The organism is Vibrio sp. TRT 2004, from assembly GCF_050113735.1.
Lineage (GTDB): Bacteria > Pseudomonadota > Gammaproteobacteria > Enterobacterales > Vibrionaceae > Vibrio.
The window spans coordinates 1-25,156 of record NZ_JBNJOH010000004.1 but is presented as its reverse complement, the minus strand read 5'-3'; the positions used below and the strand labels follow the sequence as shown (position 1 = coordinate 25,156).

General features: G+C 45.5%; 22 protein-coding genes. 10 read left to right on the top strand and 12 right to left on the bottom strand.

Annotated elements, in window-relative coordinates; translation table 11 throughout:
- Positions 1 to 42: 42 nt before the first annotated feature.
- Entirely contained in the window at positions 43 to 498 is a 456-nt protein-coding gene (locus ACQEXR_RS02780; protein ID WP_000218515.1) for a hypothetical protein, read from the bottom strand.
- A 363-nt stretch (positions 499 to 861) separates the two neighbouring features.
- Between ACQEXR_RS02780 and ACQEXR_RS02775 the strand changes: the two genes are divergently transcribed.
- The gene (locus tag ACQEXR_RS02775; protein WP_000376300.1) at positions 862 to 1,047 is read left to right on the top strand and encodes a hypothetical protein; all 186 of its coding nucleotides are present in this window, start codon (positions 862 to 864) and stop codon (positions 1,045 to 1,047) included.
- Between the two features lie 159 nt (positions 1,048 to 1,206).
- Complete coding sequence (locus ACQEXR_RS02770) at positions 1,207 to 2,700, top strand: IS91-like element ISCR2 family transposase (RefSeq protein WP_001120888.1); 1,494 nt, start codon at positions 1,207 to 1,209, stop codon at positions 2,698 to 2,700.
- A 272-nt stretch (positions 2,701 to 2,972) separates the two neighbouring features.
- Here the strand turns inward: ACQEXR_RS02770 and ACQEXR_RS02765 are convergent, their stop codons facing one another.
- The 4 genes from ACQEXR_RS02765 to ACQEXR_RS02750 all read right to left on the bottom strand — a co-directional run bounded on the left by ACQEXR_RS02765 (position 2,973) and on the right by ACQEXR_RS02750 (position 7,219).
- Positions 2,973 to 3,857, bottom strand: coding sequence for an Mph(G) family macrolide 2'-phosphotransferase (locus ACQEXR_RS02765; protein ID WP_014386803.1), 885 nt, complete (start codon positions 3,855 to 3,857; stop codon positions 2,973 to 2,975).
- Positions 3,858 to 3,861: 4 nt separating this feature from the next.
- Positions 3,862 to 5,085, bottom strand: a complete 1,224-nt coding sequence (mef(C), locus tag ACQEXR_RS02760; protein WP_427019711.1) for a macrolide efflux MFS transporter Mef(C) — start codon at positions 5,083 to 5,085, stop codon at positions 3,862 to 3,864.
- A gap of 287 nt (positions 5,086 to 5,372) precedes the next feature.
- Positions 5,373 to 6,188 carry a sulfonamide-resistant dihydropteroate synthase Sul2 gene (gene sul2 / locus ACQEXR_RS02755; protein ID WP_001043260.1) on the bottom strand — a complete coding sequence of 272 codons (816 nt, stop codon included), beginning with the start codon at positions 6,186 to 6,188 and terminating at the stop codon, positions 5,373 to 5,375.
- A 497-nt stretch (positions 6,189 to 6,685) separates the two neighbouring features.
- Positions 6,686 to 7,219: a hypothetical protein gene (locus tag ACQEXR_RS02750; protein ID WP_426951046.1), complete on the bottom strand. Its 534-nt coding sequence runs from the start codon at positions 7,217 to 7,219 to the stop codon at positions 6,686 to 6,688.
- 594 nt (positions 7,220 to 7,813) lie between these two features.
- Here ACQEXR_RS02750 and ACQEXR_RS02745 point away from each other — a divergent pair.
- A complete protein-coding gene (locus ACQEXR_RS02745) occupies positions 7,814 to 9,283 on the top strand; it encodes a chitinase (protein WP_427019710.1) in 1,470 nt (489 codons plus the stop codon).
- A gap of 235 nt (positions 9,284 to 9,518) precedes the next feature.
- Positions 9,519 to 10,115: an acetate uptake transporter gene (locus ACQEXR_RS02740; protein ID WP_138973871.1), complete on the top strand. Its 597-nt coding sequence runs from the start codon at positions 9,519 to 9,521 to the stop codon at positions 10,113 to 10,115.
- Between the two features lie 129 nt (positions 10,116 to 10,244).
- Here the strand turns inward: ACQEXR_RS02740 and ACQEXR_RS02735 are convergent, their stop codons facing one another.
- Both ACQEXR_RS02735 and ACQEXR_RS02730 read right to left on the bottom strand, forming a co-directional pair.
- The gene (locus ACQEXR_RS02735) at positions 10,245 to 11,783 is read right to left on the bottom strand and encodes an alanine/glycine:cation symporter family protein (RefSeq protein WP_331418351.1); all 1,539 of its coding nucleotides are present in this window, start codon (positions 11,781 to 11,783) and stop codon (positions 10,245 to 10,247) included.
- A gap of 291 nt (positions 11,784 to 12,074) precedes the next feature.
- Positions 12,075 to 13,325, bottom strand: a complete 1,251-nt coding sequence (locus ACQEXR_RS02730; RefSeq protein WP_427019709.1) for a D-amino acid dehydrogenase — start codon at positions 13,323 to 13,325, stop codon at positions 12,075 to 12,077.
- A gap of 105 nt (positions 13,326 to 13,430) precedes the next feature.
- On the opposite strand from ACQEXR_RS02730, the gene ACQEXR_RS02725 reads away from it, so the two are divergent.
- Both ACQEXR_RS02725 and ACQEXR_RS02720 read left to right on the top strand, forming a co-directional pair.
- Positions 13,431 to 14,321: a LysR substrate-binding domain-containing protein gene (locus ACQEXR_RS02725; protein WP_269377601.1), complete on the top strand. Its 891-nt coding sequence runs from the start codon at positions 13,431 to 13,433 to the stop codon at positions 14,319 to 14,321.
- A gap of 99 nt (positions 14,322 to 14,420) precedes the next feature.
- On the top strand, positions 14,421 to 15,398 hold the full coding sequence (locus ACQEXR_RS02720; RefSeq protein ID WP_426951049.1) for an ion channel: 978 nt from the start codon (positions 14,421 to 14,423) through the stop codon (positions 15,396 to 15,398).
- Here the strand turns inward: ACQEXR_RS02720 and ACQEXR_RS02715 are convergent.
- From ACQEXR_RS02715 to ACQEXR_RS02700, 4 genes are all read right to left on the bottom strand, one after another.
- Positions 15,379 to 15,951, bottom strand: a complete 573-nt coding sequence (locus ACQEXR_RS02715) for a hypothetical protein (protein ID WP_331418348.1) — start codon at positions 15,949 to 15,951, stop codon at positions 15,379 to 15,381. The genes ACQEXR_RS02720 and ACQEXR_RS02715 overlap by 20 nt on opposite strands.
- Before the next feature lie 165 nt (positions 15,952 to 16,116).
- Positions 16,117 to 16,842, bottom strand: coding sequence for a DUF3581 domain-containing protein (locus ACQEXR_RS02710; RefSeq protein ID WP_138973877.1), 726 nt, complete (start codon positions 16,840 to 16,842; stop codon positions 16,117 to 16,119).
- Between the two features lie 232 nt (positions 16,843 to 17,074).
- Positions 17,075 to 17,833, bottom strand: coding sequence for a 1-acylglycerol-3-phosphate O-acyltransferase (locus tag ACQEXR_RS02705; RefSeq protein ID WP_331428382.1), 759 nt, complete (start codon positions 17,831 to 17,833; stop codon positions 17,075 to 17,077).
- A gap of 210 nt (positions 17,834 to 18,043) precedes the next feature.
- The gene (locus ACQEXR_RS02700; protein WP_331428381.1) at positions 18,044 to 19,006 is read right to left on the bottom strand and encodes an L-threonylcarbamoyladenylate synthase; all 963 of its coding nucleotides are present in this window, start codon (positions 19,004 to 19,006) and stop codon (positions 18,044 to 18,046) included.
- A gap of 23 nt (positions 19,007 to 19,029) precedes the next feature.
- On the opposite strand from ACQEXR_RS02700, the gene ACQEXR_RS02695 reads away from it, so the two are divergent.
- Together ACQEXR_RS02695 and ACQEXR_RS02690 are read left to right on the top strand one after the other, a co-directional pair.
- Positions 19,030 to 19,215, top strand: coding sequence for a hypothetical protein (locus ACQEXR_RS02695; RefSeq protein ID WP_331428380.1), 186 nt, complete (start codon positions 19,030 to 19,032; stop codon positions 19,213 to 19,215).
- 596 nt (positions 19,216 to 19,811) lie between these two features.
- Positions 19,812 to 22,157 carry a S8 family serine peptidase gene (locus tag ACQEXR_RS02690; protein ID WP_427019708.1) on the top strand — a complete coding sequence of 782 codons (2,346 nt, stop codon included), beginning with the start codon at positions 19,812 to 19,814 and terminating at the stop codon, positions 22,155 to 22,157.
- A 58-nt stretch (positions 22,158 to 22,215) separates the two neighbouring features.
- On the opposite strand, the gene ACQEXR_RS02685 is transcribed toward ACQEXR_RS02690, so the two are convergent.
- Positions 22,216 to 23,535, bottom strand: coding sequence for an MBL fold metallo-hydrolase RNA specificity domain-containing protein (locus ACQEXR_RS02685; protein ID WP_427019707.1), 1,320 nt, complete (start codon positions 23,533 to 23,535; stop codon positions 22,216 to 22,218).
- Between the two features lie 349 nt (positions 23,536 to 23,884).
- On the opposite strand from ACQEXR_RS02685, the gene ACQEXR_RS02680 reads away from it, so the two are divergent.
- Both ACQEXR_RS02680 and ACQEXR_RS02675 read left to right on the top strand, forming a co-directional pair.
- Positions 23,885 to 24,598 carry a M15 family metallopeptidase gene (locus ACQEXR_RS02680; protein WP_427019751.1) on the top strand — a complete coding sequence of 238 codons (714 nt, stop codon included), beginning with the start codon at positions 23,885 to 23,887 and terminating at the stop codon, positions 24,596 to 24,598.
- A gap of 137 nt (positions 24,599 to 24,735) precedes the next feature.
- Positions 24,736 to 24,864, top strand: a complete 129-nt coding sequence (locus tag ACQEXR_RS02675; RefSeq protein WP_276608353.1) for a hypothetical protein — start codon at positions 24,736 to 24,738, stop codon at positions 24,862 to 24,864.
- The last annotated feature ends 292 nt before the right edge of the window (positions 24,865 to 25,156 follow it).

Sequence of the window (25,156 nt, the reverse complement as noted above, 5' to 3'; positions counted from 1 at the left end):
CTGAATTCGGGAATAAAGGTGAGTTATGTCAATGATGAGAGGCTAACAATTTTCAGCGTATTCACCAATTTGAACGATAACCTTTTCTAATATAGATAGATACTCATAGTTTGCAGTGTATTTAGTCTGAAAGCCATAATCTGCATGGAGTGCTTTAAGGTATTTTCGTTGCTCATTACAACGCTCAGCTATTACTTTATATAAGGTCTTTTGGTTTGTAATAGATTTTTCGTATTGAACCTTTAACTCAGATAATTCGCTTTGTGCACTTTTCAATTCCCTAGATAGGTGCTTGTTATCGTTTTCAAATTGAATTTTATGCATTTCTAAGTTTTTAGTTGCTAACTCTAGATTTTTCTTATCCAATTCTGTTTGCACATTGTAGTAGGCTAAACCAAGACTGAAGACCACTGCTCCAACTACAAAGCCTCCAATCCAAAACTCTTTAGTACCAACTCCCTTCAAAACATCTTGAATAGTGGGCGCACTTACTGTCATCAGTTTTCCTTTTTAGTAAAGAGTCAGTGCGACTTAATCTGACTCTATATTGAGGTAGCGTTACTTGGTAGAGGATTTACTCGGCTTTAGGCCTGGAGTGTTGCCTGGCGTTTTTTTGTTATCACGTCGACGTTGATCTGGCTTGCCGGTCGACTTGGCTATTGGTTTTGGTCCTGGTTTCAAACCCATAATTTTATCCTTGTTTATGATGAGGTCATTCCTCACTGTACACTATTTGGTCAATGCTAATGGTTTTCAAGATGTGTATGAAAAATAATCTAAAAATACGCTTAAGGTTCCTTGCTGGTAACTCATGTTTTGATACGCTATCTAAAATGTACAACGACAAGTTGGAGTTACAAGGTGGATAGAGTTGCATCGAGCCCGCGAGTGCTTACTGATGAAGAGAAACAAGAGCTTCGTCGTGACATGGCAGAATCGTCAGCCTGGGCCAAAACTGAACTAAAACGTCGACGAACAGCAAAAAATCAAAAAAATTCTGTGCATGGTATAGATGATGGTATCGATAACGGGCGCTTTTCTAACTAGCTGTTATATAGATTGATTTTCTTGTCATTGATATTCGAGTGGGAGTGACGGGCACTGGCTGGCAATGTCTAGCAACGGCAGGCATTTCGGCTGAGGGTAAAAGAACTTTCCGCTAAGCGATAGACTGTATGTAAACACAGTATTGCAAGGACGCGGAACATGCCTCATGTGGCGGCCAGGACGGCCAGCCGGGATCGGGATACTGGTCGTTACCAGAGCCACCGACCCGAGCAAACCCTTCTCTATCAGATCGTTGACGAGTATTACCCGGCATTCGCTGCGCTTATGGCAGAGCAGGGAAAGGAATTGCCGGGCTATGTGCAACGGGAATTTGAAGAATTTCTCCAATGCGGGCGGCTGGAGCATGGCTTTCTACGGGTTCGCTGCGAGTCTTGCCACGCCGAGCACCTGGTCGCTTTCAGCTGTAAGCGTCGCGGTTTCTGCCCGAGCTGTGGGGCGCGGCGGATGGCCGAAAGTGCCGCCTTGCTGGTTGATGAAGTACTGCCTGAACAACCCATGCGTCAGTGGGTGTTGAGCTTCCCGTTTCAGCTGCGTTTCCTGTTTGCCAGCCGGCCCGAGATCATGGGGTGGGTGCTGGGCATCGTTTACCGCGTCATTGCCACGCACCTGGTCAAGAAAGCGGGCCATACCCACCAAGTGGCCAAGACGGGCGCGGTCACCCTGATCCAGCGTTTTGGATCGGCGCTCAATCTGAATGTTCACTTCCACATGCTGTTTCTCGACGGTGTGTATGTCGAGCAATCCCACGGCTCAGCGCGTTTCCGCTGGGTCAAGGCGCCGACCAGCCCAGAGCTCACCCAGCTGACGCACACCATCGCCCACCGGGTGGGTCGCTATCTGGAACGGCAAGGCCTGCTGGAACGGGATGTCGAAAACAGCTATCTGGCCTCGGATGCGGTGGATGACGACCCGATGACACCCCTGCTGGGGCACTCGATCACTTACCGTATCGCTGTCGGTTCACAGGCGGGGCGAAAGGTGTTCACTTTGCAAACTCTGCCGACCAGTGGTGATCCGTTCGGTGACGGGATTGGCAAGGTAGCCGGGTCCAGCCTGCACGCCGGCGTGGCGGCCAGGGCCGATGAACGCAAGAAGCTCGAACGGCTGTGCCGGTACATCAGCCGCCCGGCGGTATCCGAGAAGCGGCTGTCGTTAACACGAGGCGGCAACGTGCGCTACCAGCTCAAGACGCCGTACCGGGACGGCACCACGCACGTCATTTTCGAACCATTGGATTTCATTGCAAGGCTGGCCGCCCTGGTACCGAAGCCCAGAGTCAACCTAACCCGCTTCCACGGGGTGTTCGCACCCAACAGTCGGCACCGGGCGTTGGTCACGCCGGCAAAACGGGGCAGGGGCAACAAGGTCAGGGTGGCTGATGAACCGGCAACACCAGCACAACGGCGAGCGTCGATGACATGGGCGCAACGGCTCAAGCGTGTTTTCAATATCGACATCGAGACCTGCAGCGGCTGCGGCGGCGCCATGAAAGTCATCGCCTGCATTGAAGACCCTATAGTGATCAAGCAGATCCTTGATCACCTGAAGCACAAAGCCGAAACCAGCGGGACCAGGGCGTTACCCGAAAGCCGGGCGCCACCGGCTGAGCTGCTCCTGGGTCTGTTTGACTGACGAGCCTGAAGGCCAACGATACCAATCAAAATGCTGCGTTCACAGCGCCGCGGCAGGGATCCGCCGTGCTGGTTGTCGGAAAAGGAGCCGCTAGTGGGAAAGAGGAGGGTAAATTTTCAGCGTTGCTGGCTCCCCGTCAGCCGGATTGGGTTGCATCGCAGGGGTGTCGAAAGAGTCAACTGCGGTCCAAAGCTGTTGGACTTGGGTGAAAAGGGCGTTTATTCTTCCTATACGTTGACCCGATTAAGGTGTCAGCCCCTACTAAAAAAAATCTACTCAACACCTAACTGTAATTTTGCAGAACTAAGATGAATTTCATCTTGTGTTTCTAAAGCAAAATATCCATAAGCTAGAGGTGCGGCAGCAGCTCGTTCAACTGCTTGTTCAAACAGTTTATCCCATACTTCTCCACCTTGTTTTTCGTATGCCGCAATTAAATTTTTCAGACTTTCTTCACCGAAAACAGTAACGTGACCTGAAAAATCTTGTGCTATATCGCTGACTTGTGCAGTTGACCAATCAATAATTCCACAAACTTCTCCATTATGATGAGTAAGTGTATGACCTGCATACAAATCACCGTGAATGAATTTTGTAAAATTCGGCCATAAGGCATCATTATCCAGCCATTTTTGGTACCGAAGTTCTAATTCGGCATTTATCCCTAATTCAGATTTCACCAAAATCAATCTTTCAGAAATCTCATTTCTAACCTGTTCAGGTGTCAAAATTTTTAGATTATTACGAAGTACTTCTTCCGTAGGAATTGAATGAAGTTCTATAAGTGCTTTCGCTAATGATGGTATATAAAGGTCGTTTTCTTTAGACATATTCCAGGTTACTTCATAAGTCTCCGCATCATAAGTAAGTGCAGGTTTTCCATCGAGCAAAGGATAGGCTACCAGTTTTTCATTAGCTATACGCCAATCAGGAACTTGAACCGAAAGGTATTTCGACACCAATTGAAGAATGCGTTTCTCATTCGCAATCTGTTCGCCTAAGGTTGTTCTTCTTGGAATACGCAACAACCACTTTGTGCCATCCCTATCTGTAGCGAAACCAACCTTAAAATCAATTCCCATTTCATTAAAACTCATTTCATCCGAAAGAATTAACCCATTTCTTTCCGCTAATTTTTGAATATCTCTATTTTTCATTTTTTTAAATATTTTTGATTTTACCTAATTGCATTAAGTTGCGAGTGCTAAACGAAAGAATACCCACAAGGATTGCCAAACAACCGCTTATGATAAACGTAATGTTTACACCAATAACTTCTGCAATCAGGCCTGTGAATAATAAACCGATTACACTTGGCAAAACTGCCAAACTATAATAAAATGAAAATACACGTCCTAATTTTTCAGGACTTACCTCTGTTTGTACAATTGCTGTAAAACAGCCATTGAAAACAGACAGGCTGATACCGCCAATGGCTGTTACCATCACAAATCCTACAAACCAACTTGCAGGTAATACACCACTCAAAATAAATGTAAGTCCCAATAATACATACATAACATTGACTGCGACTACTTTTGAGCCTTTCAATTTGAAAATACTCAGGATGACACCGCCAATAAGCATACCTCCGCCCCAAACCACTTCTACAATTCCTATCTCCCATTTTCCTCCTGCAAAATGCCCTGTTGTGAGCAACGGAAACATAATGGCAGCTGGCATTATAACAAAGGTTATCGCCATTGCATAAAGAAAAAGATAACGCAAACCTTTGTTTTTTGAAACAGTCTGAAACCCTTCCGAAAATTCTGTAGCAATAGAATGTGCAGACGATTTTGACTTCGCAACCACATTGGGAATTTTCACCATCACGAGTGAAAGAATAGCCAGCAATGCTCCAATCAAATCCAAGTACAATACTTTTGAAATAGGAAGATAAGCAATGGCTAATGTGCCAATGGCAGGACCACCAATCCTGCAAACCGAATGTAACACCTGATTAATTCCTGCTACCTTTATCAATTCATTTTGGGGTACAATCAGCGGAGCAATTGCCTGTAGTGCCGGAGCGTGAAAAGCATTACCAACAGAGCGTAAACCCAATAAAATGTATATCCATATAAGATTAACATTTTCATTTTGTAAAATGACGAGTAACAAAAGGGCACAGAGAGCTATAAAAGCATCCGAAAAAATCATTACATATTTACGATTGAGACGGTCAACATATACGCCTGCTATTAAGCCTATCAATGCTTGAGGCAACATAGCTGCTATTCCTGCGTAGGCTAAAACTTCGGCTGACTTGTACTCCAGACTAAGCCATATAACAATAGCAAACTGAACAGCATAACTTGTAAGCATTGAAGCAAACTGTCCAGCCCATATAAACATATAGGTCTTAAACCATTTACGGTTTTCCATAAAAACTTGATTAAATTATACAACAAAATAATTGTAGCATAATACTAATAGAGTACTATACCATAAAAGTGGGTTTTGAAGAGAATTACCCTAATAATTATTTAATCCAAGGCTTTGCCACGTGTTGTATACTTTTTGGAAGTGAAGCCACAAAAGTACAAATTATTATCTCAAAAAATAAGCTATTTTATCAAAATTAAGCCCAGCAGCTAACATGAACTCGGGTCGCCCTCAAAGGGGACATGCCTGCTGAACCGCGAATATAGAGAAATATCCCGAATGTGCAGTTAACGAATTCTTGCGGTTTCTTTCAGCGCCGCCAATACCGCCAGCCCGTCGCGCAAGGGGCGCGGCTCGTGTGTGCGGATGAAGTCAGCTCCACCTGCGGCGGCGGCAAGCTCTGCAGCGAGTGTCGCGGCCCCGACATCCCCCGGACCACGGCCTGTGAGCGCGCGCAGAAAGGATTTGCGCGAAACAGACAGAAGCACCGGCAAATCGAAGCGCAGCCGCAATTCATCGAACCGCGCCAGCACCGAGAGCGAGGTTTCGGGAGCAGCCCCCAGAAAAAACCCCATGCCGGGATCAAGGACAAGGCGGTTGCGTTTGATACCGGCACCCGTCAGCGCCGCGATGCGCGCGTCAAAGAACGCCGCAATGTGATCCATGATGTCGCCAGCGGGTGCCTCGCGCCGATCTGCCTGCCCGTCTTGCACCGAATGCATAACGACGAGTTTGGCAGATGATTTCGCCAATTGCGGATAGAACGCAGCGTCTGGAAAACCGCGAATATCATTGAGATAGGCCACACCACGCGACAAGGCATAGGCTTGCGTCGCGGGTTGATAACTGTCGAGCGAGACGGGAATGCCATCTGCCTTGAGCGCGTCCAGCACCGGCGCGATACGCGCGATTTCTGTGTCGGACGAAACAGGCGCGGCGTCGGGATTGCTGGATGCCGGACCGAGGTCGATCACATCTGCCCCCTCGGCCATCAGCTTACGCGCCTGCGCAATGGCTGCGTCTGGCGCCAGATACCGGCCTCCATCGGAGAAACTGTCCGAGGTTATGTTGACGATGCCGAAAATGATGAGCGATTTATTCATGGGGGCTTCTATAATAATAATCGAGCATGAGTCTCATACGGATGCTCGGGTCGAAAGGGAATCCCCAGGCGAGTAACCTGTTTGCGGTGATCCATTAGCTGCAGGAGCAGAATAGCATACATCTGGAAGCAAAGCCAGGAAAGCGGCCTATGGAGCTGTGCGGCAGCGCTCAGTAGGCAATTTTTCAAAATATTGTTAAGCCTTTTCTGAGCATGGTATTTTTCATGGTATTACCAATTAGCAGGAAAATAAGCCATTGAATATAAAAGATAAAAATGTCTTGTTTACAATAGAGTGGGAATAAGATTAGGTTAATCCCTACATCTAACTCATTGTAACTTAATGATAAGCCTTGATGAATCCCACATTGTGGTGACCGTCAAGGCTTTGTTTTATCAGAAGTATTCTACAGTTTATCTCAAATATCTCTTCACCCTATGGGGGGCAAACAGGGGACTTTCGTTCAGGAAAGTAGCGTTAGTCCATGTAGCATACTTTTATTGTTCTCTTAGCACCTTCAATAACTCCCCCATGCCAATTAGATCAAACGGCAAATACTTCATGTTAAGTAATAACGATAAAGCCTCGTGGTCACTCTGAGTAAGCTCAAGGTCTTTTTTATTTGTTAATGAATATTGACCATAAACAGGCTTAGACAACCAACCTTCGGACTCTAGGATGTTAATAGCTTGGTGGTCTTGATTACTTTTTAAAGCCTCTACCATTTCATTCAACTCTACTTCATAGCATCGATATTCAGCGTCGCTTAATAAGTACATAACAACGCTTGATTGCTTTCTTAACGGGAGTGATAACAGCCAATCATTTATCGGATAAGGGTTATTTACTCGGTTAGTTTTATCTCCACAAATCTTAAATTTTTGGATAAAACTGATATAGCTATCAATGGAGCTATCCGACTTCAACATCAGATTATCGGGCACATTGGGTTGAGCATAGGACAATGCCCCCCCGAAGAGTGCAAGAAACGCAATACTACATAGCCTGATAAACACACTTCCAGAATTCATGTTCTTTTCCTGACGAATTTAACCACTCCTCATCGGCAATTTTCTCTATTTTCTTTCGATTAACATCGCTAACCGAACGCCGACGGAATTACTTGCACCTGCATTGCGTGTAATAAAGCCTTGATTCAGTCCTGATACTCTTAAATAACAAGGTTGTGGCATGGGAACCTATCGTTTTAGTAGTTGAATAATCAGTTTTAAGACTCTACTACTTAAAAGTACGAGGTAATATTTTCATGTTCAGGAGGAATATTACTATAGAATGATTATCTCACTTTCAAATTCAACAAACGTATCGAACTTCAATAGATTGAGTAACGTGGATGACTCAACCTTGGATATACCCTTAGTTGACGTCAAGTCGGTTACGGTAAAATTTTTTATCAGCTCAGTGGCTATTTATTTGATAACGACCACATTTCTAATTAGCTGTTATATAGGTTTTTTTCGACTCATTTATCGCTTTCGGCGAGTGATAAATAACATTATTACTTTGCTCTTCGTGATCACTCGCAACCTGACTTAGTGACTATTCTAGTTATTTTTTCCTCATCTATGCTGATACAACTTCACATACACAGGAGTTGTATAACAATGAAAACCTTGCGCTTTTTAGCCGTCGCATCGGCCTTGAGTATGGGCTCAAGTGCATGGGCAACGATGAATATTCAGCCCGATCCACTAAACCCGACTGGTTTTGTTATCTCTCGCGCGGATGTTGCCGCCGTAGAGCAACAGAAGACCTCTGAACCAATGTATCAGTTATGGTCACAGGCACTTCGTACGGCTCCTAACGGCGTCGTTGAAGCCATTGATGCGGGGCTAGCCACCAATCCGGATAACGTACAGCGCGCTGAGCGAGTATTTCCTCGTGCAGAGTGGGACTTCCTTACTCAGATGGCAGCACCGGAATACACTTACACTCGCTTCCTACGTGCGATCGGTAAGTTCCCTGCATTTTGTGCGGAGTACACTGATGGGCGTGATTCTGACGCAATTTGTAAGCGCTCGATCGTAACGGCATTTGCTCATTTTGCTCAGGAAACAGGAGGGCATATTGCCATTGATAACACTTGGGATAATCCGTTGGGTTTAGAAGAGTGGCAGCAAGCGTTGGTTCATGTACGTGAAATGGGCTGGTCTGAAGGTCAGGAAGGGTACACGACAGGTTGTGGTCAGAACGACTGGCAAAATAGAAAGTGGCCATGTGTCGCAGGGCAGGGGTACTTTGGTCGTGGGGCTAAACAGCTCTCTTACCACTTTAACTACGGTGCATTCTCGGAAGCGATGTTCGACGGCGATGCGTCTGTGTTACTCAACAACCCAGGGCTAGTGGCTGACTCTTGGCTCAATCTAGCATCAGCGATTTGGTTCTTTTTAACTCCGCAAGCCCCTAAGCCAGCGATGCTTCACGTTATAGACAAAACATGGCAGCCATCTCAGAGAGAGAGCGATGCAGGGATCGGCTATGGTTTTGGTACCACGATTAACATTATCAATGGTGGTATTGAGTGTGGCGAGCAGAACAAGGATAAAGGCCAGCCCGTTAACCGAATTCGTTACTGGCAAGGGTTATCATCCCACTATCAAATTCCGATTGGCAGTGATGAAAAAGACACCTGTTGGCAGCAAACTCCATACGGAAGCTTAAACCTCAATGGCGCGACGGATGTGCTTTATACCAATTGGGATGGCAACTGGAAATACTATGCAGACCGTCCCGGTGGCTATTCATTTGAGTGTGAACTGGTGGGATTCCAAACCGCTTATTCCGCCTTGGTTGAGGGCGACTACGAAAAGTGTGTGACCAATTTTTATGGCTCGCATGCAAGTTGGCCAGAAGTTCGTGTGGTTGAACAGCTCGATCCTGTCGATCCTTCACCAACACCAGATCCAACACCAGATCCAGGCGGTATGACGCATTGGGAACCGGGCGTTACTCAAGTCGCAAACGGCGACAAAGTGACTTATAACGGCAAATGTTTTATCGCTAAAAACGGACCGGGAGTTTGGGAAACACCCGTACAGTCCAATTGGTTCTGGGACGAAATATCCTGCCAGTAACCGGTGAGTGTTCAAACTAGAAATAAGGCCTCAATGTTGAAAATTGAGGCCTTTTGTTTTCTGCGCAATAGCATAATTGGCATTTTTACCATGAGAAAGCATGGAGGTGATTAAATAAAAAGCATATTAAATGGTTTGCGTAATCTTAGATTGCAAATTCAATGTTTATCTTTTTTGTTGAACAGGATTAAACTTCGCGCGTAATTTTTACTAACATTTTTGAAAGGTGCGCAAAATGTCAACAAAACTGGCAAACCCGGCTCCATTAGGCCTTATGGGTTTCGGCATGACAACCATCCTGCTAAATATCCACAACGCAGGCTTTTTCCCAATTGACTCAATGATTCTTGCAATGGGTATTTTTTATGGTGGTCTGAGCCAAGTGCTAGTCGGCATGATGTGTTTCAAACGTGGCGATACATTTGGTACCACAGCATTTACTTCATACGGTCTATTTTGGCTAACTTTGGTTGGTTTAATCGTGATGCCATACATGGGTCTTCCTGCAAGCCCAGCAAGCTTTATGGGTTGGTACTTGCTACTTTGGGGTGTCTTCACTGGCTTTATGTTTATTGGTTCACTGTGCTACCCAGTGGCTAAACAGATCGTTTTCGGTTCACTAACAATCCTATTCTTCCTACTTGCAGCTCGTGATTTCTCTGGTAGTGAACTGATTGGTACTATCGCAGGCATTGAAGGTATTTTCTGCGGCGCAAGTGCAATCTACTTTGCAATGGCGCAAGTACTGAACAACGAATATGGTCGTACCATCTTGCCTATTGGTGAGAAAAAACAGCGCGAATCTGTTGAGCTTGAGCAGGTAGCGGCGTAATCAAGAATATTAAGTGTTGGCCAAGCCTGATTAGGTCGGCACTGAAATATATGGGAACAGTAATAACAAAGGGGTTAGCCATTGGCTAACCCCTTTTTTTACCACTGCTTTTATCTGTTTTAGTCGAGATTAGGTTGAAGGTTGTTCAACTGGTTTTGTTTCGACTTCAGCCTCGGGTGCTTTGCCCGTTTTACGGCGGTATTTATCTTCCCAGTAGTCAGCGCCTTTGATACCAAGCTTAACAGGGTTGAATGTAAACTCAGTGACACCTTGTTTTTGCTGCTCTTCGTAGTCGTTAAGTGCTTTTAGTGCAGGTTTTGACATGAAGAAGATAATTAAGATACCCACGATGTTTAACCAAGCCATTAGGCCTACACCCACGTCACCCATTGCCCACGCAAGGTTTGCAGTCTTAACTGTACCGTAGAACACAACGGCGATTAGTGCGACTTTTAGTAAGAACATTAGGCCGCTAACTTTAAACGTACGACGGATGTATGCAATGTTTGTTTCTGCAATGTAGTAGTACGCAAGAATAGTGGTGAACGCGAAGAAGAACAGCGCAACAGCAATAAACGGCTTACCGATACCTGGCAGCGCGCTCTCGATTGCCATTTGAGTAAATACAGGACCATTTGCTGCAATATCAGCAGAAATATTCTGTACTAGGAAGCCTTCTGCACCGTGTACGTTGTATGCACCAGTAATGATGATCATAAATGCAGTCGCAGAACATACTAGTAGTGTATCGATGTAGATAGAGAAAGCCTGCACTAGACCCTGCTGAGCTGGGTGGTCAACGCTTGCAGCAGCGGCTGCGTGAGGACCTGTACCTTGACCCGCTTCGTTAGAGTAAACACCACGTTTTACACCCCAACCAATCGCAGCACCAACACCTGCCATAGGCGTAAATGCATCACCAATGATCATTGAGAATACACGAGGTACTTCACCGATGTTCAGTAGGATGATAACGAACGCTGTGATGATGTAAGCCAAAGCCATGAATGGCACAACGATCTGAGTGAAGTTCGCAATACGTTTCACACCGCCAAAGATGATGAAAGCTAGGATTACTGAAATCACAGTACCGGTAAAGATTTTCGCGAAACTGAATGTACCGATAGCTGTTTCAATCATTTCACCAGAACCAAATGCAGCTTCTACCGCATTACCGATACTGTTTGACTGAACGCCTGGTAGCAAGAAGCCACAAGCAAAGATTGTTGAGATAGCAAAAATCCACGCGTACCACTTCTGACCCATCGCTTTTTCGATGTAGTAAGCTGGGCCACCACGGAATTCACCGTTGTCTTCTTCTTTATAGATTTGAGCTAGAGTAGATTCTGCGTATGCTGTTGCTGCGCCGAAGAAGGCAACAACCCACATCCAAAATACAGCACCTGGACCACCGAAACCGATAGCCGCAGCCACACCTGCAATGTTACCAGTACCCACACGACCAGATAGCGATACCGCTAGAGCTTGGAATGATGAGATACCTTTTGAAGAACTTTTCCCTGAAAGAAGTAGGCGCCACATTTCACCAAAGTGACGAACTTGAACAAATCGTGTCATGACTGAGTAGAATAGACCCGCGCCAAGGCAAAGATAAATCAATACCGGGCTCCAGATAATTCCATTCAAAAAATCAACAATTGACTGCATAAGTAGTTTCCCTGTTTGTTTTGTAATGGTTGTTTTCTGAACAGGATATTACCCTTTCTGTAACGTAATTGTTAATTTATTTGTTTGTGGATGTGAATTTGCGTGAGGTAAAACACAAAGTGCTAAAAAATTGTTAATTAATAGCTCTGGTTGATAGTTGTTCGACAATTTATTAGCAGTAATTGCTTTGGGTGTGGGTATATTAGTGATTTGTATATTACCAATTCACTTAGTCTCACTGAAAAATATTTTGCAATTCCAGTTTAACAAAGTGAATTGTGTTGTTTGCAATTAGATGTAGCGTTCCATACTGAGTTCGCGGAATGATGCATGGCCTTGTGACGAGATAATATTCGTTAGAATGTCTGCCGACCCACATGCCATGGTCCACCCCAAAGTGCCATGACCAGTATTGGTATAAAGGTTGGAGAACGTTGTTTGACCAATAATAGGTGTGCCATCTGGCGTCATTGGTCTAAATCCGGTCCAGTATTCTGCTTGAGAAAAATCGACGCCGTTAGGAAATAAGTTGCTAACAACATGATTGAGTGTCGCTAGCCTTTTTTCAGGTAATGCGGGATCAAATCCTGCCAGTTCTGCAGTACCCGCAACGCGTATCCTCTCTTCAAACCGTGTCACGGCCACCTTATAGGTCTCATCCATAATGGTGGAACAAGGGGCATGATTTGGGTCGATCACCGGTAAAGTCAGTGAGTAACCTTTCACAGGGTAAACAGGGATATGTATGTTAAGCGGCGCAAGAAGGTGTTTTGAATAACTGCCCATCGCGACGACATAGCTGTCGGCATGGATTGTTCCATGTGATGTTTCGACGCCAACCACTTGACCGTTGGCAGTGATTAACTTTTCGACATGAGTATTGAACAAGAAGGTAACACCAGCTTGCTCTGCCATTGCTTGAAGCTGCTGACAAAATAGATGGCAATCTCCAGTTTCATCATCAGGTAAATAGAGACCACCCACCAAATCACCGTTCATATTCGCTAGCCCTGGCTCTTGTGCCAGACATTGTGCCGGATCCATGAGTTGGTATTGAGTACCACTTTCTTCAAGCAGTGCGATATCTTTTTCGACCGCCTTGAGTTGAGCTGGGTTGCGGAAGATTTGTAGTGTACCTTGGGTTCTGCCCTGATAATTGAGAGCAAACTGCTTATTTAACTGAGCTAAACACTCTCGACTGCGGTTGGCAATCGTCAGCATACGAGCTTTGTTGACTCGATATTTGTCCAGTTGGCAATTGACCAACATCTGGCTTGCCCACTGGATCAGCTCAGGGCTTAGGCTAGGTTTAATCTTTAAAGGAGCGTGCTCTTCAAATAGCCATTTGATTGCCTTGGTTGGAATACCAGGAGCGGCCCATGGCGATGAGTAACCATAGGAAATCTGCCCTGCGTTAGCAAAGCTGGTTTCTTCTCCGGAGCGTGCCTGCCTATCAATGACCGTCACCTCAAATCCTGCTTGAGATAAATACCAAGCACTAGTCAAACCGACCACACCGCTGCCTAAAATAACAACCTTCACGTTCAATTCTCACAGTTTTAAAAGTTTGCCAAGAATGTGCAATTTACATCCGCTTAACAATCGATAAGAATTGATACTAGTTTTTAGAAAATTTAAAGGGTGACTATGAAGTCGGCACTATTACAAGGTGTTAACCTTATTTGTATTGTTTCACGCCATCAAAGCTTAACCAGTGCAGCGAAAGAACTGAATCTAACGGTTGGTGCTGTCAGTCAACAGTTACAGCAGATTGAAGAGCGACTAGGTTTTAGTGTCTTTGAACGCCACGCTCGTGGCATACGTTTAAGTGAACAGGGACGAAAGCTGGTGGAGGCAACCAGTCATCATCTGGCGGCAATAGAAGAGAACATTTTTCAATTGACGCAGGTTTCTGAACGCAAACAGATTCGGTTAAAACTGACCCCATCCTTCGCTTTTAAATGGCTCGTCCCGCGATTAGAAAACTTTCATAAACGCTATCCTGATGTTCAGATCCATACCTTTGCAGAGGGAGCGTTAGTGGATAGCGATAATCGAAACTTCGATATTGCTATCGACTACGGGCCTTTGCCTTACAAACATGCTGATGCGGAACTGTTAATGGAAGAATCGTTGCTACCAGTGATGAGTCGTGACTATTTCAATGCCCATCGTGAGATCTTGCATGGCAGCGACGAGTGGGGGAGAGTGACGTTGCTCCATGATTTAATGCCCTGGTCTGGGGCGCTAAAAGATTATGAGTGGCTGTATTGGGCATCCCATCAACGATTGGACTTTGAAACCAACCAAGGTCATTTCTTCAACCGAACTGATATGGCAATGTCGGCTGCTGAAGCTGGGGTTGGAATCGCTTTGGCGCGAGTTGCTCTATTGGATAAGGAAATTGAGCAGGGAAGGTTAACTGCTCCGTTTGCCCCCATTGCTGCGAATGCAGGTTACTTTGTGATTACGCACATAGATGACCCTTATACTCGGCTATTTAAAAAATGGCTTAGAGAACAGGTCGATACTGATTAATTTGTAAATAGTAATGGCACGCTAATATGCACCCACTACACTTAGTAAAGATATCTGGGGCTACTAACGTCACTCTGGATATGATTAGGGGCAGTGCATATGGAATCTCACCAAGGCCAATGCAGCTATCAAAATCCTGATGGCTGGTGCTGCGATCAACCGTGTGGGGAGTCAGGACTCTGTTACTGGCATGACCCCAAAGTCGATAAAAGCAATGATGATATAAAAGACAAGGTTGAACAATGGGCCGCAGCAGGTAAACCTTTAGACGGATTTCAGTTGGCGAAAACAAATCTCGAGGATATTGATCTGGTTAACCGTGGTTCGAAAGACGGCTACCAGTGTCGGGGCGCGGATTTTTATCGGGCGAATTTGGTTGACGCCCATTTTTTCGGTTTAGATTTACGTGACTCGTCGTTAATGAAGGCGAAGTTAATCGGTGCCAACTTACATTGTGCCAAGCTCGACAACTGCAACCTACTCGGGGCAGAGTTGTCTCGTGCGAAACTGGAGAATATTGAATGGGGCAAGAGCCTTAAACAAGAGCGGGAAGCACGACGAGCAATGAAAGGACATGACAGGAAAGCATCCATTACCTATTGCCAAGAAGCTGAAGAAGTGTGTCGAAACATACGTAAACAGTGTGAAAAGCAAGGTTTGTTCGAGATGGCGGGGGATTTCTTTAAGCGAGAAATGCGCTTTCGTCGTTACCAAATGCCATTACTCAGTTCTAAGAGGATGATCTCGAAGTTAGTGGACATGTTCTGTGGTTATGGCGAAGACCCGATAAGAGTAGTGGGGTTCTCCATCTTTCTAATTTTGATATGCGCTTTTGCCTACTTCTTTCTCGATACGACAGGTGCGCACCCTATTTATGAAGATGTGACGGGTTGGCAGTTTTACGTGCTTGAGTTTTTCAACTCTCTCTATTTTAGTGTCGTGACATTCACAACATTAGGCTATGGTGATATATCGCCCATCGGGGTCGCTCGCTTTATCGCTGCCTGCGAAGCCTTCTTAGGCAGCTTTACCATGGCACTGTTTGTTGTGGTCTTTGTTAAGAAGATGACTCGCTAATCGATGATTGCGACAAGAGAGTAAAGCCACTTTCGAGCCATTCATCCAAGAGGATTTGGTCATCTTTGTATTGGTTAGAAAAGTGTTCGATGAGTGCAGCCAGATGTTCGCCATTGTCACACATAGTGCCAGCCACCAAATCTTCTGAAACTATAATTGGGCTTGGTTGTGGTGATGCCTTTGTTTCTATTGATACAGGGATGATGAATTTAGTCTGACTGCCCAAATGATGCTTTTTAAGGCGCAGGGCTTGTTTGTGGAGCTGTGACATTTGCTGTTCATCATACTGGCTATTGTCTGAACCTATCGAGACAACAAACACTAGACCGCGATAGAGAATAATCACCTCGGTATCGAGTGCTAATTCTGGCTGATTAAAACCAAGGATCACATCACCCGCAAGATGAGGTAATTGGTTGAACTGTGTTTTCAGTAGGTCGATCTTTGATTGCCAGATAGCTTGTGCTTCATCACGTAAATGATTGAGGATGTTCTGTGTGTCGTTCTCGGAAAACTGCAATATAGATGCTGAGTAGTAGGCTTGCTGTGTCATGGGGATTGGTGTGGATGAATCAGTGTGATGGAGGCTAACCAAGATTCACTTTGAGGGCTAGATGATTGAGTGAGATTTTTGAGCTGACCAACAACTCGACGCGACTGAGCGTGTTGGTGCTACCGATCAAAAAAGGGTTACCGAATGTCGATAACCCCTTATTGATTATGCTGCGTTAGCAAACTCGGTTAGAAACGCCTCTTTTCGAGCATGGAAGCGTTCTACAAGATCATCTACCGCTTCTTGATCGTATGGTTTTAAACCACTTGCAACCATACGTTTGAGACCTTTACCAACCACTTCACCGTCTTCTTTAAAGGTAAAGTTTAGAGTCACTAAGCCACGTTTACCGTCCACATCAAATGTCGCACCGGAAAATTCCACTTCAGGGTGAGTCAGATCTAGGCGAGAAAACTCAACTTCCATGCTCTCATAGATCACCAATGGACGTTGGCAGTTGATCATCATCTGCTGCTCTTCCATTAATGGAACCATGATATGAGGGAAGTTCATGCCAGAGAACTGAACATAGCTAGTGACCACATGTTCAATGAACTCAGGGTTGTGATTAACTTCCCCTTCACGAGACATATGTAAGTACTCTTTAGACTTCTCGTCTACCACTGCACTTTCTTTTTCACATTTATTTTCAACAGACAGTGCCACACCATCGTTCACCATGCCTGAGAAGTCGAAGCGCATTTTCTGGCTGATGCCCTCTTTGCTGAGCAGTACGGCGAACAATAGGTCACCTGGCACACAGAAGCGTTTGCTATCTTCATCATGGATAGGGTTAAAGTCACCCGCGACCTTTTTCGCAAAGTGGCTTGCTTGTTGGCGAGTGAACTGGAACTGATTGTTTTGTTGTGAAAAATACGGTGTTAGAAACATAAGTTTATTCATGTGGCTATAACTGTCGCGCAGTATACATCAAGCTATGCAATTAAATGGTCTAATCAGATAAATAACGGTGGCTGTCGGAGATTTGAGACAAAATTTAAACTCGTGATGAAGTGTGAATTAATCCACATATTTGAATGATTTATCAACAGTTCGCTTTCGATAACTGATATGAAAATAGGCTGACTATTTATTATTTGCCCCTTGCGTAGAAGAGTGATGTTTAGCCGACGCTAGAACGCGGTTTTGCGCCAGCTTGCTGCTCAAATTGTGCAACTTCCAGATCCAGTTGAGCAATCTTTTCGGCCATCAGAGCATGACAGTGGTCTGCCAAGGTGCGAGCATCGTTAATGGTATAGCCAGAGGTGTCGATAGGATCGAGCATTTCAGTAATCACGATGCCATTATTGCTGCGGTTAAGGTTGATTTTATTATGCGTTGTACTGACCACCATTGGTGTAATGGGAACGCCAGCTTCAATTGCCATGCGAAATGCCCCCGTCTTAAATGGCAACAAACCTCGTCCTTTACTTCGCGTTCCCTCAGGATAAGCCCAAACCGAAAGGTTACGCTTATGAATCGCTTCTGCGACTTGTTTTATCGTATCGCGAGCTTTGGACTTGTCTTCCCGGTTGATCAGAATATTGCCAGTAATCCAGTAAAGTTGGCCAAAAAATGGCACCCAGATCAGCTCTCGTTTGCCTAACGAGACCGTTCTTGGTCTGAGCATTCCCGGTGATGTGACAAAATCGTAGACGCTTTGGTGGTTAGAAATATAGACGCTGTTAGCTGGGGTAGGGGCTCGCTCTAGTCCTCTTTGAATTAAAGTGACACCAAGGATTTTGTGTAATTGATTAAACCATCGGCAGAAGAAATAGACATGTTTAGGATTACGCGGGCTAAACAGGCAGTAGACAAAGGCAAATAAAGTAGTAAAAACAACAAAAATGGCAGCCATTATCAGGCGAAGAATACTTAGCACAACTTACTCCTTCTATTAAACGTGCATACACTGAGCTGAGCTCGAGGAAGTTATATTTAGAGTTTTAATTCTATTTAACAAAATTGCAACACGTTTAACTGGCGATTGATCCGTTGTCACTTAAATTATGGTCATTAAGATAAGCATTTGAGCGATAGGGATACAAAAACGCCCCTTGGTATAGGGGCGTTGCTGATTTGTTCTCTGTGGCTACAGCTTAGACTGAGCTCGGTTTAGGCGATCATGTACCGCAAACCACTCCTCACTCACTGGCGGTCTCTCAACCCAAATTTCGTCACAACCCCATTTATCCGCTTCATCTAGCGCGCGGTAAAGATCATGTGAGTATTGCGCGACATCGGTTGGCATAGGCTTAGATTTAAAGGCCAAGCTAGGTGCAATCGGTGAATAGTGCAGACATGCGATATTGTCACCACTTGCATTGGAAATCTCTTCCAAAGTAACCAGACGAACTTTAGTGTTTGGCTGGTAGTGACTGGTCACATTGCCTGGGACGGCAACACTGTGTGCTTTTGGCGATAGCACTTCTTCTCCGAGTACTTCTGATAACTGTGCTGCCGTTACTGGGCCTGTACGAAGAATACGGTATGGCTTTTCTGTCAGGTCGATAATGGTCGATTCAAGACCATGGGTACAGTCCCCACCATCCAAGACCGCTGAAATTTTGCCACCGAGCGAGTTCATCACATGTTCAGCCGACGTCGGGCTAAGTTTTTTGTATGGATTCGCAGAAGGAGCCGCAACGGCCATTCCCGATGACGTCAATAACGTACTGAAAACGTCGTGCGCAGGCATACGAATACCAATGGTCTCTAAGCCACCAGTCACAACAGAGGTTGCTTGTGGCGCTTTATTTAGCAATAGCGTCACTGGCCCAGGCCAAAATGCCTCAGCAATCGTATAGGCTTGTGCTGGAATATCACGCGCCCAGTCAGACAGCTGCTCCACATCACCGATATGAACAATCAGCGGATGGTTAGCTGGTCGACCTTTCGCCGCGAAGATCTTCTTCACTGCTTCTGGGTTAGATGCATCTGCTGCCAGTCCGTAAACCGTTTCGGTTGGAATCGCGACCAATTCACCACGCGCTAAAATCTGTTTAGCTAGTTCGATATCTTGGTTGTCGCTTGCTGAAAGGTGCTGCGTTTTCAATGTCTCGTCCTCAAAGGAGCAGTATGGATAGAAAATCTGAGCCGGCTATTTTAACCATGTTTTTCAAACTTTCGATGTTTAATTTCAGCATATTTGTATCGATTGATAATCTTTTTCTATATCAACCTATCTTTCAATCGCTTAACTACACGATGGCAAGGGGAGCGACCTTACCCGCATCTCGACGCATGGGACGTTTTACCGATTAGCGTAATGATGATGCCACGTGATGCATAGTTGAAGGTGCCAGCTCACCAGAGTAACGCTCATCACCGAGCCACTCACTCTCCGCGCCCCAGTAAATATCCTCTTCAGGTTCCCAAATATCTTCGCGACCATCAGAGCTTTGAGATCCGCTTTGAGGTTGAGGGCTTTAAAGGCTTCTGCGTAGTTGAAGTTTTCATCTAACGGATTCGACTTCTTATCGTTCTGATGCAGTATTTTGAGATTTAATTGATTGAGCCACCTGCCGCGACTAGGGTTTGACCTTAATCCTAGGGCGGTTATTCGTTTGAGTAAGCATGGCATGGGAGTGGATCAATTGCAGACTCTTTACTCCTATTTGTTTGATAGAAAAATTCTCTGACTTAGCGCTGTGTGAAGGTGGAAGTTAACTTTGGTTTGTATTTCATCGACTAAAGCCACGAGTAGAGTGAGTGAGTAAAAAAGGTTTGTCGGCTAACTGATTGATGTTGAGTAATCGGGAGACTCTGAGGAGGATTTCATTACAAAGCGTTATTTTACAGTTGTCCATTTATTGACCAAACTATTAGTAGCGTCCTGAAGTCCGTCATGGAGAAGTACTATGCGCCTAGTGAAATCCTTTATTCCAGCCTTATTCCTGTGGGCAACCTTCTCAGTTGTCACATTTAGTGTCTTAGCGAACACCGTGCAAAGCAATCAGGAACGCGTCAGGCCGGGTACGGTTATATACCAAATCGATGCCAACGCTTCGCCAAGCGATCTAAAAGGACTTAACAGCCTACTCAAGAGCCAAGGATTGGTTTCTGAACGTATCCTTGAAGGCAGTCAAATCGTCATCGCCACTTTTGAACACCATGGTCGAGAAAAGGCGATTGCCAAAATTCTTAGTAGTAGCGGGTATGTTGCTTTTGCAGAAGCGGATTACGCAATGGAACCGACTTTACAGCCCAATGATCCCATGTTTGGTAATCAGTGGCACCACAATAATGTAAATAGCCGACAGGCTTGGGACATTACTACTGGCAGCTCATCGATACTGGTCGCAGTGTGTGATACAGGTTTTGACTTCAATCATCCAGATCTTGGCCCAAACCTACGACTCGATCTCGCCTACAACGCTCAAGATGGATCTAACTATATTTACGATGCCAATGGTCACGGTACAGGGACGGCAGGAACCTTAGGTGCAGTAGGTAATAATTCAACTGGCGTTGCGGGTGCGAATTGGAATGTCGATATTATTCCCGTTCGAATCGCTATCAGTGACAACAACAGCTCTGCCTATATCTCTACGATGGCGGTCTGTATTGAATACGCCGCGGATAGAGGGGCACGTGTGGTCAATTTAAGTTACGGAGGCATCCAATACGAGACCATTAATGCGGCTGCTCAATATTTGCGAAATCGTAATGGTCTGTTGTTTATGTCGGCGGGTAATAGTGGATTACAGCATGCGACTTATCCAGACTTCACCAGTTTTGTTGGTGTTGGGGCAACAGATCGCAACAATGATCGAGCCAGTTTCTCTAGCTGGGGGGATTATGTTGACATCACCGCCCCCGGTGTCGAAATCCTCACCACATACCCTGACAACCGCTACGTATACTACAGCGGTACATCATTCTCTTCTCCATTGACGGCTGGGATTGCCGCGTTAATGGTAGCGGCAAATCCAAATATTACCCCAGATGATATAGAAAATGGCTTGTTTAGTACGGCTGTTGATATTGGCGTTATTGGTGACGATAACGTATTTGGACATGGCCTCGTTGATGCAGCAGGTGCTGTAGCTTATGCATTGAATGCGGGTGGTATGAACCCTCCAACCGCAGAGATAGTCGTGAGCGCGAATTCTGTTGCCTTTGGTACCCCTGTGGACTTTGATGGTAGCAACTCATCTGACAGCGAAGGTGGGAATATCGTCAGTTATGATTGGAATCTTGGTGATGGTACTACCTCTGATCAGGTTGCTATTAATGATTACGTCTATGCTCAAGCAGGCAGTTATGAGGTGACCTTAACGGTTACCGATAACGATGGTCTATCGGATTCGACGTCGACAACCGTTCAAGTGACGACCGATTTGCCCAATGCGGTTATTGCCATCGACAACCCCGCGGTCAGTTATGGTATTGGGGAGGTCGTTTACTTTAATGGGCTAGGCTCGAGTGATCCGGATGGCTCCATCGCCGTCTATGAATGGAACTTTGGTGACGGGCAAAACAGCGTTGGAGTGAATGCCTCTCATGCGTACGCGTCGGCAGGTGATTTTATGGTGACACTGACGGTGACGGATAATGCTGGCGCGATGAACAGCAGCAGTGTCAATGTGTTGGTCATTGACCAAGATGCTCTCAATGCTGCTACGGATCTGGCGGCTTCGGTTGATGGCTTAAATGTGAGTTTGAGTTGGCAAGACAACAGCGCCAATGAGACAGAATACGTCGTTGAACGAGGAACCAAATATCGCGGTAAAGTGAGTTTTATCGAGATCGCGACGTTGCCAGCAGATACGACGTCCTATGTCGATACTGTGCCGAATACCGGAGAATATCGCTATCGAGTTAATGCAAAAAATAGTGTTAACCAAGCAACATCAGACACCCTTATTGTTACTGTCACCAGCGATTCTGGCGGTACGGGACCTGGTCCTCAACCCGGTAGTTTAGCGGCGCCGAGCAATCTGATTTTGACTCAAAATGGCAACACTATTTCCTTAACTTGGTCGGACAACTCTGATAATGAAGGCGGCTTCTATATTGAGCGAGGGTTGAAACGTAAAGGTCAATTCTCTTTCGTTCGAATTGGAACGGTAGGCATTAACGCGACCAGTTTTGATGATGATATTAGCGCTTTACCGACAGGAAGTTATGGTTATCGCGTGCAAGCGTTTGATGGTTCCGCAACGTCCGGATTCAGTAACATTGTCGAAATACGTAAAAAATAGCTTTTACGTCAAACTGTCAGCTCAACACAATAAGGCTGCGTTGTTCGCAGCCTTATTTTTATTCGATAACTTGATAATCTCGGCGGCGAAGGAGCTCTGCAAATTGGGATTGGGTATTTGGCTCACCATGAATCAAATGAATCGCTTGCGGCTTAGCAGGGATTCCTTCGATAAAACGCAGTAGATCCGATTGGTCTGCATGGGCTGAGTAACCTGACATGGTATGAACCTGTGCCAATACTTCCACCTGCTCATCGTCAATCTCAATGTCGACGCAGCCAGATTGAATGGCACGACCAAGTGTTCCTTCCGCTTGATAGCCAGCGAGCAAAATATCGGTGCGTTGATCTGGCAGCAAGGCTTTAAGGTAGTCCACTATGCGACCTCCCTGACACATTCCTGAAGAGGCGACGACTATCGCAGGTTCTCCGGTCGATTTAAGTCGGTTAACCAGTCGGAGGTGGGTGCGAAAATCTTCAACTGTGATGCATTGCTCGAACGCGAGTGGATGGCGTCGGTTTTGCAGTCTTTGCTTGGCTTCATTTCCCCACAATTGCTTGAAACGGCGATAGGAACGGGTGACTTTCTGTGCCATGGGAGAATCAAGGATTATAGGGATTTTGGTATCTATCTGATGCTCAAATACCAGTTGCTCGATATCAAAGAGCAGTTCTTGGGTTCTGCCGACACTAAACGCCGGTATCAGTATCGTTCCGCCGTCTTCAAGAGAACGATCGATGATGGCTTTCAGCCGCAAGGAGCGCGTGGCGATATCTTCGTGTTGTGTATCGCCGTACGTCGTTTCAATAAACAGATAATCCGCTTGCTGAGGTGAGACAGGATCGGGCAGCAATGGTGTGTTCGTTGGGCCTAAATCACCAGAAAAAACGACGATCTCTTGGTTGGGTAAGCACAACTCAACATAACAAGAGCCTAGAATGTGCCCAGCTTGTTGCAGACGTATCTGGATTGAGTCAGATTGTTTGCTATCGAGAGAAAACCAATGATCATAGGGATAAGGACAGAGCTGGCGCTTGACTCGTTCTAACACCCGCTGTGCTTTTTTTGCGGTGAGCCCCAGTTGTAACTTAAGGTTATCTTCGAGCATCAGAGGGACCAGTTCCGCAGTGGCTTGCGTACAAAATATTGGCTGTTTAAATCCCGCCGCGAGCAACCATGGTATTCGCCCAATATGGTCGATATGACTATGAGTTAGAATCAGCCCATTGAGTTGTTTGATTGGGAAATCAATGTCAAGCGAGCGAGCATCTTGTCCTTGAAACAAACCACAGTCGATCAACAGAGCCTGATTATCATGCCTCAGTTCATGACATGAACCTGTGACCGTATGCTTCCCTCCGTGATGTATGATTTCCATCTTTCTCTCCGAGTTATTCTCAGTTGACTTTGCCTTCAAGTCACCAGCAATACAAAGTGAGTGGTCCGAATTGCGAATTTGCAGTGTTTTCTAAGTAATTATGAATTAACTCAGCCAGTTATTTGTGATCGAATGTCTCGTTTCTCACCGATTTGATCCGCTTGAAGCCGCAAGACTAAAGATGCAAACTAGCGAAAAGTTGCTGAGTTAGAGGTGGATTTGAGCCTACCTCTGAATCTCTAAAAGAAGGAAATGCTACGTGAAAAATTGGTTACTGCCGTTGTTATTCCTTTCGATAAGTGCCACCAGTTATGCTCAGGTAGCGCCTGTCTCTGAGTGGCAATGCGGGATGATGAAAAAGCAGGGCGTATTGACTTCTGGAGCTCCGGTAGGATGTGAACGCCTGGCTAAGGTTGACTTTGATTTTATTGATTTCTCTGGGCAAACCCAGCGAGGGAGCGTGATCGTCCTTGATATTGTCGCTCCTTCAGTGGAACGCCTTTTTGCGGATTTGTATCAACGCCGTTTCCCACTCCATTCTGCGAAATTGATGCGAGAATTTAAAGGGGATGACGACGCATCGATGGCAGCGAACAATAGCAGTGCGTTTAATGCTCGGCCGATCACGAGCGGTTCTAGTTGGTCTAAACATGCTTATGGCGTCGCGATAGACGTTAACCCCGTGCAAAACCCATTCGTAGAGTTTGCCGATAATGGTCAGATTTTTGTCAAACCTGCACAATCTGCAACACGTTATGTCAACCGGACTCGCTATAGGGCTCGAGAAGAGATCGAACGTCAGGGCATGGCGGAAGATGTCGTAGAGCTGTTCGCTCATCATGGATTTTTAATCTGGGGAGGAGACTGGAACACCCCAATCGATACCCAGCACTTTGAAGTGGGATCGCGACGTTTTATCAACCAACTGGTGGAAATGCCTAAAGCGCAAGCTGAGGCCGTTTTTCTTCGTTACATCGACAACTACCGAACGTGCTATACCCAGCAGCAGGGTGGTGAAAAAGCGCGAGCATACTGCGCATATCTAACGGTTCATGGTAGTTAGGCATCACTTTTTTGGTTCAATAGAGAGTAATAATTTCAGTGGGTTAGAAGGGGTTTTATAGAATATTTCTAACATTAAGGGCTTCTTAAGTTTCGCATTTTATCTTACAGGTAATGAACCAAGGTAAGGTGACGCTCATGAAACCTCAAACTCAAGCCACGCATTTTCAGCTCGACGTCGCGACACTACACAACGCATCTATTGAGCTGTTACCAAGAAAAGACGATTGCAATGAATTTATCGTTCGCTGTAGTGCGAATCAATAACCTTGCCGTGTGTTTATTGTCTTAGAAAGAAGCTGATTATCACGACATATGTGATATCTATTCAATTGATTTTATATCCGAGCTATAGATATAAAAGCGCAAGCTAGGTAACCTTTGAACCACTCATAAACGATTCAATAGGGCATGGCGTGGGGTATAAAACCGTTGAACTTATCCATTTGATGGCGCACGAATTTCAGCAAGTGGAAGGGGATTTTGACTCCTTGTCTGAAAGTGAGCTCAAAGAGGTGACCCCATCCGGCATGGGATATGACCGATTTATTGAGCAATT